This is a genomic window from Anaerospora sp., assembly GCF_032013335.1.
GTDB lineage: Bacteria > Bacillota > Negativicutes > Sporomusales > DSM-15969 > Anaerospora.
Genome location: NZ_DALZUO010000038.1, coordinates 1 through 12,081, shown reverse-complemented (window position 1 = coordinate 12,081; position 12,081 = coordinate 1). Strand labels below are relative to the sequence as shown.

Sequence of the window (12,081 nt, the reverse complement as noted above, 5' to 3'; positions counted from 1 at the left end):
ACCATGCCTGTTCCCTAGATTTTTGTTAAAATCTCCGGACCATCGGGCGTAATCGCAATGGTATGCTCAAAGTGAGCTGACCGCTTGCCGTCAGAAGTAATCACTGTCCAACCATCGTCAAGCGTTTTAACTTCATGAGTTCCCATATTGATCATCGGTTCTATTGCCAATGTCATTCCAGATTTTAAACGGGGTCCGCGGCCGGGCGGTCCGTAATTCGGCACTTGAGGATCTTCATGCATATTTCTGCCGATGCCATGCCCTACATAATCACGCACAACGCCATACCCAAAACTTTCAGCATGCTTCTGCACTGCGTGTGAAATATCACTTAGGCGGTTACCATCGATTGCCTGTTCAATTCCCTTGTACAGCGATTGTTCGGTTACATCCAGCAATTGCTGTACCTGGGCATCAACTTCACCAATCGGGATGGTTATAGCAGCATCGCCATAATACCCATTTATTACCGCGCCAATGTCAATACTTACAGTATCTCCATTTTTTAACTTTTTTAATCCCGGTATACCATGAACCACTTCTTCATTCACCGAGGAGCAGATATGACCGGGAAAGCCGTGGTACCCCTTGAATGCAGGGGTAGCCCCACAGCCTTTTATATATTCTTCGGCGATTCGATCCAATTCCATTGTTGTTACATCCGGTTTGGCCGCCTTTTTGACCTCAACCAGCGTTTCTGCCACTATCCGGCCGGCATCACGCAAATAGTTGATTTCCCGTTCTGACTTGAGAATTATCATGCTTGCTCGCCCCGCATACTACGGACAATATCATCAAACACTTTCTCAATATCCTGCCTACCATCAATTTCAGTATAAAGACCTTTATCTTGGTAGTACTCAATCAGCGGTTTGGTTTGTTCGCCGTAAACAGTCAGCCGTTTGGTAACTGTTTCTTCCTTGTCATCATCACGCTGATATAGTTCACCGCTGCATTTATCGCATACATTAGTGGCTTCAGGTGGATTAAAGGCTACATGATAAGTCGATCCGCAAGATTTGCAAATGCGGCGGCCAGTCATGCGGCGTGCCAGTTCGTCGGCAGGCACAGTGATGTTGATAACGCGGTCAAGCTTGATAGCAAGTTCAAAAAGTGTCCGGTCTAAAGCATCAGCTTGCATCGTGGTGCGGGGAAAACCGTCAAGGATAAACCCTTTCTGGCAATCAGCCTTAGCCAGTCTTTCCTTGACGATGCCAATAGTAACGCTGTCCGGTACCAATTGACCCGCATCCATGTATTCTTTGGCCTGCTTGCCCAGCGCCGTTCCTTCTTTTACCGCTGCCCGGAACATGTCGCCGGTTGAAATTTGGGGAATCCCAAACCTTGCAACCAGTTTTTCAGCCTGAGTGCCTTTACCAGCACCCGGCGGCCCCATTAAGAGAATATACATGTGCGTCCCTCCTACTTCATGAAGCCTTGATAATGCCGCATTAAGACAAGAGCTTCGATTTGCTTCATTGTATCAAGAGCAACCCCTACGACAATCAAGAGGGCGGTACCGCCAAAATAAACCCCTTGGATATTGGTTATGCCAGCGACAACATTCGGCAAGATTGCGATAAATGCCAGAAAGAGCGATCCGGCCAGGGTAATTCTGGTCATAACGCGATCTAGATAATCGGCAGTCGGTTTACCCGGGCGCAATCCTGGGATAAAACCACCGTATTTTTTCATGTTCTCTGCCATATCCGATATATTCATAGTAACCGCAGTGTAGAAGTACGTAAAGAAAACGATCAACAGAGCATACAATGTTGTCTGAAGCGGCGTTCCCCACGCAAACCACCCTGCCACCGTTTTTACCCAGGAGACATCAATAAACTGGGCAATAGTTACCGGGAACATCAGCACGGATGACGCAAAGATTATTGGAATAACACCAGCTTGGTTCACCTTTAGCGGAATGTGAGTTGAATGCCCGCCATACATTTTGCGGCCTACAACACGTTTTGCGTATTGCACGGGGATCTTACGCTGTCCTTGTGAAACGGCTATAACCAAAACAATCATAGCTACGGCAATTACAGCAAAAATCAGCGCTTGGAATATATTAATGGTGCCTACTGTAAGATATTGATATATTACGGCAAGACCATTAGGTAACTGCGAAACAATACCGGCAAAGATAATGAGAGAAATACCGTTACCAATTCCCTTTTCAGTAATTTGCTCGCCTATCCACATTAATAAACAGGTTCCTGCTGTTAACGATAAGGCGATAACAAAGACCGTTCCGAGGCCACTATCAATAAGTGCATTGTTAGCCCGGAGACCATAGGCCATACCAATTGCTTGGATAAATCCTAACAATACAGTACCGTAACGGGTAATTTGAGTGATTTTCTTTCGCCCTTCTTCGCCTTCTTTTGCCCATTGCTCAAACTTCGGTACTACTACAGTAAGAAGCTGCATAATGATCGAAGCATTGATATAAGGCGTAATACTCATTGCAAAGACTGAGAATTTGCTTAAGGCACCGCCTGAGAAAAGATCCAGGAAGCCAAACAGATTACCAGTTGTGAATAACTGTTCGATTACCGCCGAATCTACACCGGGAACAGGTATGTGCGTACCCATCCGAAAAACGAGAAACATAGTCAGTGTAAAAACGATTTTTTGCCTGAGCTCAGTTATCTTGAGTATATTCGACAGGGCTGACAGCACCTAGATCACCTCGACTTTTCCACCAGCGGCTAAAATCTTTTCTTCAGCCGATTTGGAAAATCCATTGGCTTTAACGGTAAGTTTCTTTTCGATCTGACCGTTACCTAGAACGCGAACGCCATCACGTACATTTTTCAGAATACCATATTCGATAAGCGCAACTGGATCAACTACTGCGCCATCATCAAAACGGTTGAGTTGCTCAACATTAACTTCAGCATATTCCTTGCCAAAGATATTTGTAAAACCGCGCTTAGGAAGACGACGGTATAAAGGCATTTGACCGCCTTCAAAACCTGGCCGTACACCACCGCCGGCACGAGCATTCTGACCTTTATGACCTTTACCGGCAGTTTTACCAAGACCAGAACCTAGTCCGCGACCTACACGAACACGTTTTGTCTTAGAACCCGGTGCGGGAGTCAATTCGTGGAGTTTCATCTACAGCACCTCCTTGTCTAGTCTTGTACTTCTTCTACACGAACAAGATGTTCTACTTTGTGAAGCATGCCTTTAAGTGCAGCAGTTTCCTCTTGAATTACGGAACTGTTGACTTTTCCAAGGCCGAGAGCCTTAACGGTAGCCCGCTGGTCTTCAGGACGGCCAATCAGGCTTCTGTATAGTGTAATTTTAAGTTTCGCCATGATATTACCTCCTTAGCCCAGCAGCTCTTGCACGGTTTTGCCACGAAGTTCGGCTACTCGTTCAGCCCTCTTCAGTTGTTGCAGTCCTGCAAGTGTTGCATGGACAACATTATTGGCATTGGCCGAGCCCAGAGATTTGGTTAGAATATCGTGTACTCCAGCTAGTTCGAGCACTGCACGAACAGGGCCGCCGGCGATAACACCGGTACCTTCTGAGGCTGGTTTTAAAAGTACTCTGCCTGCACCAAACTCACCAGTTACTTGATGAGGAATGGTTGTTCCAGTTAGAGGCACTTTGATTAAGTTTTTCTTAGCATCTTCGATGCCTTTACGGATTGCTTCAGGTACTTCACCGGCTTTACCTAATCCTGCGCCTACGTGGCCGTTGCCGTCACCGACAACCACCAATGCGCTGAAGGAAAAACGGCGACCGCCTTTTACTACCTTGGCAACACGGTTAATGAATACCACTTTTTCTTTCAGGTCGAGACCTGCGTAGTCAATTCTGGCCATTACTGTTCCTCCTTCTGATTAGAATTCCAGCCCTGCTTCACGTGCAGCTTGGGCGAGTGCAGCGACTCTGCCATGATAAATATAGCCGCCACGATCGAAGACTACCTTTTCAACACCATTGGCTTTAGCACGTTCGGCAATTAGTTTGCCAACGGCCTTGGATGCTTCAATATTGCCACCATATTCAACCTGCAGTTCTTTATCCAGCGAACTTGCTGAAACAAGAGTGCGACCGGTCTGATCGTTAATGATTTGGGCATAAATATTGCTTAAGCTGCGATATACGTTCAAGCGGGGTCTTTCTGCCGTACCGAATACGTTTTTGCGAACCCGGATGTGACGCTTTTTGCGCGCAACGTTTTTGCTCTCTTTACGAAGCAAGGTGTTCACTCCTTTCGCTTATGATTTTATTTCTTGCCTTTACCGCCGGATTTACCGACCTTGCGGCGGACGATTTCGCCTTCATATTTGATGCCTTTGCCTTTGTAAGGCTCGGGCTCTCTGTAAGAGCGAATATTAGCGGCAAGAGCGCCAACTGCCTCTTTATCAATGCCGGAAACAATAATTCTATTGGGCGCCGGAACATCAATATTGATGCCTTGTGGCGGTTGAACTTCTACCGGATGGGAAAAACCCAAAGTCAGGTTCAGTTTCGTTCCTGATTTGGAAGCTCTATAACCAACGCCGGCAATTTCCAAAGTTTTAGTAAAACCTTGGGTTACACCTGTTACCATATTAGCAAGAAGTGTACGGGTCAGGCCATGCAGAGCTTTATGTTGTTTTTCTTCAGAAGGACGGTTTACGGTCAGCGTATCGTTTTCCTTCTCAATAATCATATCCTTATGCAGGACACGAGTCAGCTCGCCTTTAGGGCCTTTTACCGTTACAGCATTATTTGCTTCGATGGTTACGGTAACGCCTTGCGGAACGGCGATAGGCATTCTACCTATTCTAGACATAATTGCACCTCCTAGTTGCCAGTCTTACCAGACGTATGCGAGTACTTCGCCGCCCAGACCTTCTTTGCGAGCTTGTTTATCGCTCATAATTCCTTTAGAAGTAGAAACCACTGCAATACCCAGACCACCAAGTACACGGGGCAGTTCATCTGTCTTAGCATAAACACGCAGACCCGGTTTGGAAATTCTCTTGATACCGGTGATTACTTTTTCACGGTTCGGACCGTATTTAAGCGAAACCTTCAGAGTACCTTGTTTACCGTCCTGAATCATTTCAAAATCTTTGACAAAGCCTTCCTCTTTGAGGATACGGACAACGGCCTCCTTGATTTTTGAAGCCGGGATCTCTACTTTATCATGATAAACCGAATTGGCGTTACGAATCCGAGTCAACAGATCAGCAATCGGATCGGTCATTACCATAGATCAAAACCTCCTTCCTGTTAATGCTGCTACTACCAACTGGCTTTGGTAACCCCGGGAATGGCACCTTTATAGCTCAGTTCGCGAAAGCAAATACGGCACATTTCAAATTTACGCATATAACCATGCGGACGACCGCAGATTTTGCATCGGTTGTGATGGCGAACTTTAAATTTCGGTTCGAGCTTCCACTTTTCAATTAATGCCTTTTTGGCCACGGGTTTCCCTCCTTTACGCGCTGAATGGCATCCCCATTAGTCTTAATAGTTCGCGAGCCTCTTCATCGGTTTTCGCAGTAGTTACAACTACGATATCCATTCCGCGGACTTTATCTACTTTGTCATATTCCATTTCTGGGAATATGAGTTGTTCTTTTACACCCAACGTGTAGTTACCACGGCCGTCAAAGGCTTTCGGGCTTATCCCACGGAAGTCACGCACGCGTGGCAGGGCAACGTTAATCAGCTTGTCAAGAAACTGATACATCCGCTCGCCGCGCAGGGTAACTTTAGCTCCAATAGGCATGCCTTGACGAATTTTGAAAGCAGCAATCGATTTTTTTGCACGAGTGACAAGTGGTTTTTGACCGGCAATTGCCGTCATATCGCCAACAGCAGCATCCAATACTTTTGGGTTGCCTACTGCTTCGCCAACGCCCATATTGATAACGATTTTTTCTACTTTCGGAATTTCCATGACGTTTTTATAGCCGAACTTTTCCATCATGGCTTTTGCTACTTCAGCAGTATATTTCTCTTTCATTCGGGACATGTTTGAGTTACCTCCTTTCGCGCGTTATTTATCCTTATCGATAATACCGTTGCACTTTTTGCAGGCCCGAACAAGGGCACCGCTGGCCAAGGCAGTCTTTTTAATGCGAGTCGCTTTGCCGCACTCAGGGCAAACAACCATAACATTGGAAGCATGCAGAGCAGCTTCTTTTACAATGATTCCGCCTTGAGGCATTTTCTGGCTAGGCTTAGTGTGGCGCTTTACTTTGTTAACGCCTTCTACAACGATCTTTTCTTTTTTAGGCAGTGCTTCTATAATTTTACCAGTTTTGCCTTTATCCTTACCGGATAAAACAACAACGGTATCGCCTTTTTTTACGTGTAGTTTATTGGACACGGACATCTCCGGCCACCTCCTTTACTAGAGTACTTCCGGTGCCAGCGAGATGATTTTCATGAAATCTTTATCCCGCAGTTCTCTTGCTACCGGTCCGAATATACGGGTACCTTTCGGGCTCTTGTCATCCTTGATTATAACTGCGGCGTTTTCATCAAAACGGATGTGCGAGCCATCGCCACGACGCAGGCCTTTGCTGGAACGAACAATTACGGCTTTAACGACATCGCCTTTTTTCACTACACCGCCAGGCGAAGCATCTTTTACCGCTGCCACAATTATATCTCCGATGTTGCCAAATTTGCGGAACGAACCGCCCAGTACGCGAATGCACATAATTTGTTTCGCGCCTGTGTTATCTGCAACATTCAGAATGGTCTGTTGTTGGATCATCGTTATCCCTCCTTATTGAGTGATCGACGTAGGGCGTAATTACTGCGCTTTTTCCAGAATCTCGACAAGCCTCCAACGTTTTTCCTTGGAGAGTGGACGAGTTTCCATTATTTTCACGGTATCGCCTATCTGGCACTCGTTATTTTCGTCATGTGCTTTGAATTTTGTAGTTTGCTTCATGGCTTTGTTATAAAGACCATGCTGCACCATGCGTTCAACAGCAACAACGATTGTTTTTTCCATTTTATTGCTGACCACTTTACCGATACGGGTCTTGCGTTCATTTCTTTCTTGGGTCACGTATTACAGCCTCCTTCCCGATTGCGTGGAACTTACTACGCTTGCCTGGTTTTCAGTTCGGTTTCGCGCTGAATGGTTTTAATGCGGGCAATCGTCTTTTTCACTTCGCGGATCCGCATAGGGTTTTCCAGTTGACCAGTGGCAAGTTGGAAACGGAGGTTAAACAATTCCTCTTTCAGTCCAACCAACTTTTGGTCGAGTTCTGCAGCGTTCAGGTCGCGGATGTCTTTAACCTTCATTTACTTCACCACCCACTTCTGCCTCAACTTGCTTCTCAGTCTCTTCGCGCTTTACAAATTTGCATTTGATTGGCAATTTGTGAGCGGCGAGACGCATAGCTTCTTTGGCAATTTCTTCGGCTACGCCATCCATTTCGAACATGACGCGACCAGGTTTTACAACAGCTACCCAGTATTCCGGTGAACCTTTACCGCTACCCATGCGGGTTTCAGCAGGTTTTGCAGTGATCGGTTTATCTGGGAATATTTTAATCCATACTTTACCGCCACGTTTGATATAACGGGTCATAGCAATACGGGCAGCTTCTATTTGCCGGTTGGTGATCCAAGCCGGTTCTAAAGCAACAAGGCCAAACTCGCCATGGCTTACGGTATTGCCTTTATTGGCTTTACCTTTCATACGTCCACGGAACTGTTTACGATGTTTTACACGTTTTGGAATCAGCATTATTTCTCGCTCCCTTCCTGAGCGGCAGCGGGCTTTTTGACTTCAGGCAAAACTTCGCCTTTATAAATCCATACTTTTACGCCGATACGGCCGTAAGTAGTATGAGCTTCAGCTGTGCCGTAGTCGATATCAGCACGAAGAGTGTGCAGGGGAATACTGCCTTCACGAGTACTTTCGGTACGAGCAATTTCAGCGCCGCCCAAACGGCCGCCTACCATTACTTTAATACCCTTTGCGCCCATGCGCATGGTGCGTTGAACGGATTGCTTCATAGCGCGGCGGAAAGCGATACGCTTTTCAAGTTGAGCAGCGATACTTTCAGCAACTAGTGTAGCATCCATTTCAGCTTGTCTAATTTCAGCAATGTTAACATCAATTACTTTGCCGGTTAATTTCTTAAGCGCGACTTTCAGTTGTTCGATGCCAGCACCACCGCGGCCGATTACCATACCAGGCTTAGCAGTGTGAATAATTAGTTTCACCCGGTTAGCGGCACGCTCTATTTCAATACGGGATACGCCCGCAGTATAGAGTTTTGCTTTTACAAACTCACGAATTTTAACATCTTCATGCAGAAATTTGGCATAATCCTTGTCTGCATACCATTTGGCATCCCAAGTTTTAACAATGCCAATCCGGAGACCATGGGGATTTACTTTTTGACCCACTAAATTTCCCTCCTTTTCTGATTATCTTTCTTTTACCACTACTGTAACGTGGCTGGAGCGTTTTAAAATTTTAAAGGCTTGGCCTCTTGAACGCGGATGAATGCGTTTCAAGGTTGGACCTTGATCAACAAACACTTGTGAGACAATCAGATTATCTACATTTAAATCATAATTGTGCTCAGCGTTAGCGACAGCCGACTGGAGCACTTTTTCCACAACCTCGGAAGCAACCTTCGGGGTATGCTTCAAGATGGCAAATGCTTCACCCACTTGCTTGCCGCGAATGAGGTCAACAACGATGCGGACCTTGCGCGGAGCAATGCGGATATGTCTGGCAACTGCTCTGGCTTCCATGGTGTAACCCCCTCTCGAATCTATCGTAGCGATGTAGATTTTTCGGAACCACTGTGCCCTTTATAGGTACGGGTCGGTGCAAATTCGCCCATTTTGTGACCAACCATGTCTTCCGTAACATATACTGGTACATGTTTGCGTCCGTCATGTACAGCGATGGTATGGCCGACGAAGCTGGGCAGGATGGTGGATGCCCGTGACCATGTCTTTACGACTTTCTTGTCATTGGCAACATTCATCGCTTTAATCTTTTTCAGCAGGCTTTCATGGACATAAGGTCCTTTTTTAATTGATCTGGACACCGGATTAGCCTCCTTTCCTTATCCCGTTATTTCGTCCGTCTTTTGACGATCAGGCTATCAGATGCTTTTTTATTATCGCGGGTTTTAGCACCTCTAGCATGCTTGCCCCAAGGTGTAACAGGGTGTTTCCGTCCGATAGGCGAACGGCCTTCACCACCACCATGTGGATGGTCAACCGGATTCATAGCAACGCCGCGGTTAGCGGGACGAATGCCCAGCCAGCGGGAACGACCGGCTTTACCAATAGTAATGTTTTCATGCTCTAAGTTACCTACCTGGCCAACAGTGGCTTTGCAGTTAACATGCACTTTTCTCAGTTCTCCTGACGGTAAACGCAAGAGTGCATGGTTGCCTTCTTTAGCCATCAATTGTGCAGATGCACCAGCGGAACGAACCATTTGGCCGCCTTTGCCGATTTTCATTTCAATGTTGTGAACTTGAGTACCTACAGGGATATTTTTCAGCGGCAATGAATTGCCCACTTTGATATCTGCCTCAGGACCGCTCATAATGGTATCGCCTACTTTAAGACCGTTAGGTGCTAAAATATAGCGTTTCTCACCATCAACATAGAACAACAGTGCAATACGAGCCGAACGATTCGGATCATATTCAATGCTAGCTACTTTAGCGGGAATGCCATCTTTGTTACGCTTAAAGTCAATCAGACGATATGCGCGTTTGTGTCCGCCGCCCTGGTGTCTTACTGTCAGACGTCCTTGGTTATTGCGTCCGCCTTTTCTGGTCAGGCGCTCAACAAGTGAACGTTCGGGCTGGTCGGTTGTAATCTCATCAAAACTGGCAACAGTCATAAACCGTCTGCCAGCAGAGTATGGTTTAAATGTTTTAACTGCCATGGGTGCTCCTCCTTTTCGTTAAGTTAGGCGATTAAACGCCTTCAAAGAACTCAATGCGTTCGCCCGGAGCCAATTTAACGATGGCTTTTTTATAATCCGAACGTTTGCCTTGGGTTTTACCCATCCGCTTGGTTTTACCAAGAACACGGACGGTGTTGACAGCTTCTACCTTCACTTTAAAAACGTGCTCAACAGCTTGACGAACTTCTACTTTGTTTACTGTCAACGGCACGAGAAAAGTGTAACGGTTTTCAGCCATAAGAGCAGTGGATTTCTCCGTAATTATCGGACGGATCAGTACGTCACGTGCATCCATTAGGCGAGCACCTCCTCGATCTTGGCGACGGCGCCTTTTGTGACGAATATTTTATCATGGTATAAAAGATCATATACATTCAATCCTGTGGATGCAATGGCTTTAACACCAGGAATGTTGCGAGCTGATTTTTCGACTGTCTCATCACCCTCGGTGATAATCAGGGCTTTTGCTGCCGCTGCGTCGAAACCTGTCAGCATTTTCACCATATCTTTAGTTTTAGGCTGTGCGAACTGGATTTGATCTACCACTAGCAGTTCACCTAAGCTCAGCTTATCACTAAGCGCCGATTTGATTGCCAAACGGCGGGCTTTGCGAGGCATGCTGAAGGCATAACTTCTAGGCTGCGGACCAAAAACGACACCACCGCCTACCCAGATTGGAGAGCGGGTGCTGCCAGCGCGAGCACGGCCAGTTCCTTTTTGTTTCCAAGGCTTTCTGCCGCCGCCGCGAACCAGACCTCTGGTCTTGGTGGCATGAGTGCCTTGACGTTGGCTAGCTAACTGCATAACTACAGCTTGATGCATAAGTGCTGAGTTAACTTCTACGCCAAAAACGTCATCATTTAATTCTATCTCACCGGTTTGTGTGCCAGTGATATCATACACTGCTACTTTCGGCATTTGCGTATCCTCCTTTCCTATGGGACGACCATAGTCGTCCCGGCACGGTCTCTATTTCTTAGGTTTAACGGTATTCTTAATATATACCAGGCTTCCTTTAGCACCAGGAATAGCGCCTTTTACAAGAAGCAAGTTGCGGTCTTTATCCACTCTGGCAACACTAAGGCGTTGTACAGTTACTTTTTGAGCGCCCATGTGTCCAGGAAGTTTCTTACCTTTAAAGACTTTACCGCCGCCGCCGCTCATCCGTGGTCCCATCGAACCCGGTTCACGATGCGATTTCGAGCCGTGAGCCATTGGCCCCCGTGCGAAATTATGGCGTTTGATAGCACCGGCAAAACCTTTACCTTTGCTGGTACCGGTCACATCAATCAGTTCACCTTCGCTGAAGATATCGGAGCCAAGTGTTTGACCCACAGTATATTCAGATACGCTGGGCAGGCGCATTTCGCGAATGAACTTTACTGGCTTAACGCCAGCTTTGGCAAAATGACCTTTGAGCGGTTGGGTGACTTTTTTATCTTTAACGGCGCCATAGCCCAATTGCACCGCATTGTAGCCATCGCTTTCAACTGTTTTTACTTGCACTACCACACTCGGGCTAGTTTCTACCACCGTTACGGGGATTACTTTGCCTGCAGCAGTGAAAATTTGAGTCATACCTAATTTTTTACCTAAAATTGCTTTCGTCATTATTGCCACCTCCTCTTACAGCTTGATTTCGATGTCCACGCCAGCGGGAAGGTCGAGACGCATGAGCGCGTCGACAGTCTTGGATGTCGGCTCTAGGATATCAATAAGGCGCTTATGTGTGCGCATTTCGAATTGTTCCCGCGAATCCTTGTTGACGTGGGGTGAACGAAGAATCGTAAAGATGTTTTTCTCAGTAGGAAGTGGAATAGGTCCTGACACCAATGCACCAGTTCTTTTAGCAGTGTCGACAATTTTCACAGCGCTTTGATCCAATGCTTTGTGATCGTATGCTTTGAGACGAATTCTAATTTTTTGTTGTTTAGCCATGTTTTTTTCTTTCCTCCTTATCGCCCAGTTTCTAGAACGGACATGCTCCGCAGAAATCTCCCCGCTAAAGATGCGGGCAACCTTCCACATCATCGCCTTTGGGGTACCTGTGAAACCAATTACCTTGGGGCAGCTTGCGCCGCCCCTCAGCACTTTTTCTTACTTAATTACAGCGGTTACAACGCCGGCGCCAACAGTACGGCCACCTT

Annotated in this window: 24 protein-coding genes; all 24 read right to left on the bottom strand. The window is 46.5% G+C overall.

Features of this window, described 5'->3' with window-relative positions; genetic code table 11:
* Positions 1-14: 14 nt before the first annotated feature.
* Genes map through rpsJ form a run of 24 tightly spaced genes read right to left on the bottom strand, consistent with a single transcriptional unit; the run spans position 15 to position 11,872 of the window.
* Positions 15-761 (bottom strand): type I methionyl aminopeptidase, encoded by a 747-nt coding sequence (map, locus tag RTR76_RS19590; RefSeq protein WP_312524168.1) that lies wholly within the window; start codon positions 759-761, stop codon positions 15-17.
* On the bottom strand, positions 758-1,411 hold the full coding sequence (locus tag RTR76_RS19585) for an adenylate kinase (protein ID WP_312524166.1): 654 nt from the start codon (positions 1,409-1,411) through the stop codon (positions 758-760). Before RTR76_RS19585 ends, map begins: the two co-directional genes overlap by 4 nt.
* Before the next feature lie 11 nt (positions 1,412-1,422).
* Positions 1,423-2,685, bottom strand: coding sequence for a preprotein translocase subunit SecY (secY, locus tag RTR76_RS19580; protein ID WP_312524164.1), 1,263 nt, complete (start codon positions 2,683-2,685; stop codon positions 1,423-1,425).
* Positions 2,686-3,126 (bottom strand): 50S ribosomal protein L15, encoded by a 441-nt coding sequence (gene rplO / locus RTR76_RS19575; RefSeq protein ID WP_132076229.1) that lies wholly within the window; start codon positions 3,124-3,126, stop codon positions 2,686-2,688. It abuts the gene before it with no gap.
* A 17-nt stretch (positions 3,127-3,143) separates the two neighbouring features.
* A complete protein-coding gene (gene rpmD, locus RTR76_RS19570; protein ID WP_312524163.1) occupies positions 3,144-3,329 on the bottom strand; it encodes a 50S ribosomal protein L30 in 186 nt (61 codons plus the stop codon).
* 12 nt (positions 3,330-3,341) lie between these two features.
* Complete coding sequence (gene rpsE / locus RTR76_RS19565; RefSeq protein ID WP_312524162.1) at positions 3,342-3,842, bottom strand: 30S ribosomal protein S5; 501 nt, start codon at positions 3,840-3,842, stop codon at positions 3,342-3,344.
* Positions 3,843-3,860: 18 nt separating this feature from the next.
* A complete protein-coding gene (rplR, locus tag RTR76_RS19560) occupies positions 3,861-4,223 on the bottom strand; it encodes a 50S ribosomal protein L18 (protein WP_312524157.1) in 363 nt (120 codons plus the stop codon).
* A 26-nt stretch (positions 4,224-4,249) separates the two neighbouring features.
* On the bottom strand, positions 4,250-4,801 hold the full coding sequence (rplF, locus tag RTR76_RS19555) for a 50S ribosomal protein L6 (RefSeq protein ID WP_312524156.1): 552 nt from the start codon (positions 4,799-4,801) through the stop codon (positions 4,250-4,252).
* 24 nt (positions 4,802-4,825) lie between these two features.
* Positions 4,826-5,224, bottom strand: a complete 399-nt coding sequence (rpsH, locus tag RTR76_RS19550) for a 30S ribosomal protein S8 (protein WP_132076244.1) — start codon at positions 5,222-5,224, stop codon at positions 4,826-4,828.
* Positions 5,225-5,256: 32 nt separating this feature from the next.
* Entirely contained in the window at positions 5,257-5,442 is a 186-nt protein-coding gene (locus RTR76_RS19545) for a type Z 30S ribosomal protein S14 (protein WP_132076247.1), read from the bottom strand.
* 13 nt (positions 5,443-5,455) lie between these two features.
* The gene (rplE, locus tag RTR76_RS19540) at positions 5,456-5,995 is read right to left on the bottom strand and encodes a 50S ribosomal protein L5 (RefSeq protein ID WP_312524155.1); all 540 of its coding nucleotides are present in this window, start codon (positions 5,993-5,995) and stop codon (positions 5,456-5,458) included.
* Positions 5,996-6,019: 24 nt separating this feature from the next.
* Positions 6,020-6,358 carry a 50S ribosomal protein L24 gene (rplX, locus tag RTR76_RS19535; RefSeq protein WP_312524153.1) on the bottom strand — a complete coding sequence of 113 codons (339 nt, stop codon included), beginning with the start codon at positions 6,356-6,358 and terminating at the stop codon, positions 6,020-6,022.
* Between the two features lie 18 nt (positions 6,359-6,376).
* On the bottom strand, positions 6,377-6,745 hold the full coding sequence (gene rplN / locus RTR76_RS19530; RefSeq protein WP_312524151.1) for a 50S ribosomal protein L14: 369 nt from the start codon (positions 6,743-6,745) through the stop codon (positions 6,377-6,379).
* A gap of 39 nt (positions 6,746-6,784) precedes the next feature.
* Positions 6,785-7,045, bottom strand: a complete 261-nt coding sequence (gene rpsQ / locus RTR76_RS19525; RefSeq protein ID WP_132076259.1) for a 30S ribosomal protein S17 — start codon at positions 7,043-7,045, stop codon at positions 6,785-6,787.
* A gap of 35 nt (positions 7,046-7,080) precedes the next feature.
* Positions 7,081-7,284 carry a 50S ribosomal protein L29 gene (gene rpmC, locus RTR76_RS19520; protein WP_312524150.1) on the bottom strand — a complete coding sequence of 68 codons (204 nt, stop codon included), beginning with the start codon at positions 7,282-7,284 and terminating at the stop codon, positions 7,081-7,083.
* Complete coding sequence (gene rplP / locus RTR76_RS19515) at positions 7,274-7,732, bottom strand: 50S ribosomal protein L16 (protein WP_132076265.1); 459 nt, start codon at positions 7,730-7,732, stop codon at positions 7,274-7,276. Before rplP ends, rpmC begins: the two co-directional genes overlap by 11 nt.
* On the bottom strand, positions 7,732-8,400 hold the full coding sequence (gene rpsC, locus RTR76_RS19510; protein WP_312524144.1) for a 30S ribosomal protein S3: 669 nt from the start codon (positions 8,398-8,400) through the stop codon (positions 7,732-7,734). The genes rplP and rpsC overlap by 1 nt, the downstream gene beginning before the upstream one ends.
* 21 nt (positions 8,401-8,421) lie before the next feature.
* On the bottom strand, positions 8,422-8,754 hold the full coding sequence (gene rplV / locus RTR76_RS19505; protein ID WP_132076272.1) for a 50S ribosomal protein L22: 333 nt from the start codon (positions 8,752-8,754) through the stop codon (positions 8,422-8,424).
* Positions 8,755-8,774: 20 nt separating this feature from the next.
* Positions 8,775-9,056, bottom strand: coding sequence for a 30S ribosomal protein S19 (rpsS, locus tag RTR76_RS19500; RefSeq protein WP_312524143.1), 282 nt, complete (start codon positions 9,054-9,056; stop codon positions 8,775-8,777).
* 26 nt (positions 9,057-9,082) lie between these two features.
* Positions 9,083-9,913, bottom strand: coding sequence for a 50S ribosomal protein L2 (gene rplB / locus RTR76_RS19495; RefSeq protein WP_312524142.1), 831 nt, complete (start codon positions 9,911-9,913; stop codon positions 9,083-9,085).
* Between the two features lie 31 nt (positions 9,914-9,944).
* Positions 9,945-10,229 carry a 50S ribosomal protein L23 gene (gene rplW / locus RTR76_RS19490; RefSeq protein WP_312524140.1) on the bottom strand — a complete coding sequence of 95 codons (285 nt, stop codon included), beginning with the start codon at positions 10,227-10,229 and terminating at the stop codon, positions 9,945-9,947.
* Positions 10,229-10,852 (bottom strand): 50S ribosomal protein L4, encoded by a 624-nt coding sequence (gene rplD, locus RTR76_RS19485; RefSeq protein ID WP_312524138.1) that lies wholly within the window; start codon positions 10,850-10,852, stop codon positions 10,229-10,231. Before rplD ends, rplW begins: the two co-directional genes overlap by 1 nt.
* A gap of 51 nt (positions 10,853-10,903) precedes the next feature.
* Positions 10,904-11,545 (bottom strand): 50S ribosomal protein L3, encoded by a 642-nt coding sequence (gene rplC, locus RTR76_RS19480; protein ID WP_312524137.1) that lies wholly within the window; start codon positions 11,543-11,545, stop codon positions 10,904-10,906.
* Between the two features lie 15 nt (positions 11,546-11,560).
* Positions 11,561-11,872, bottom strand: a complete 312-nt coding sequence (gene rpsJ, locus RTR76_RS19475) for a 30S ribosomal protein S10 (protein WP_132076290.1) — start codon at positions 11,870-11,872, stop codon at positions 11,561-11,563.
* Positions 11,873-12,081: the final 209 nt, after the last annotated feature.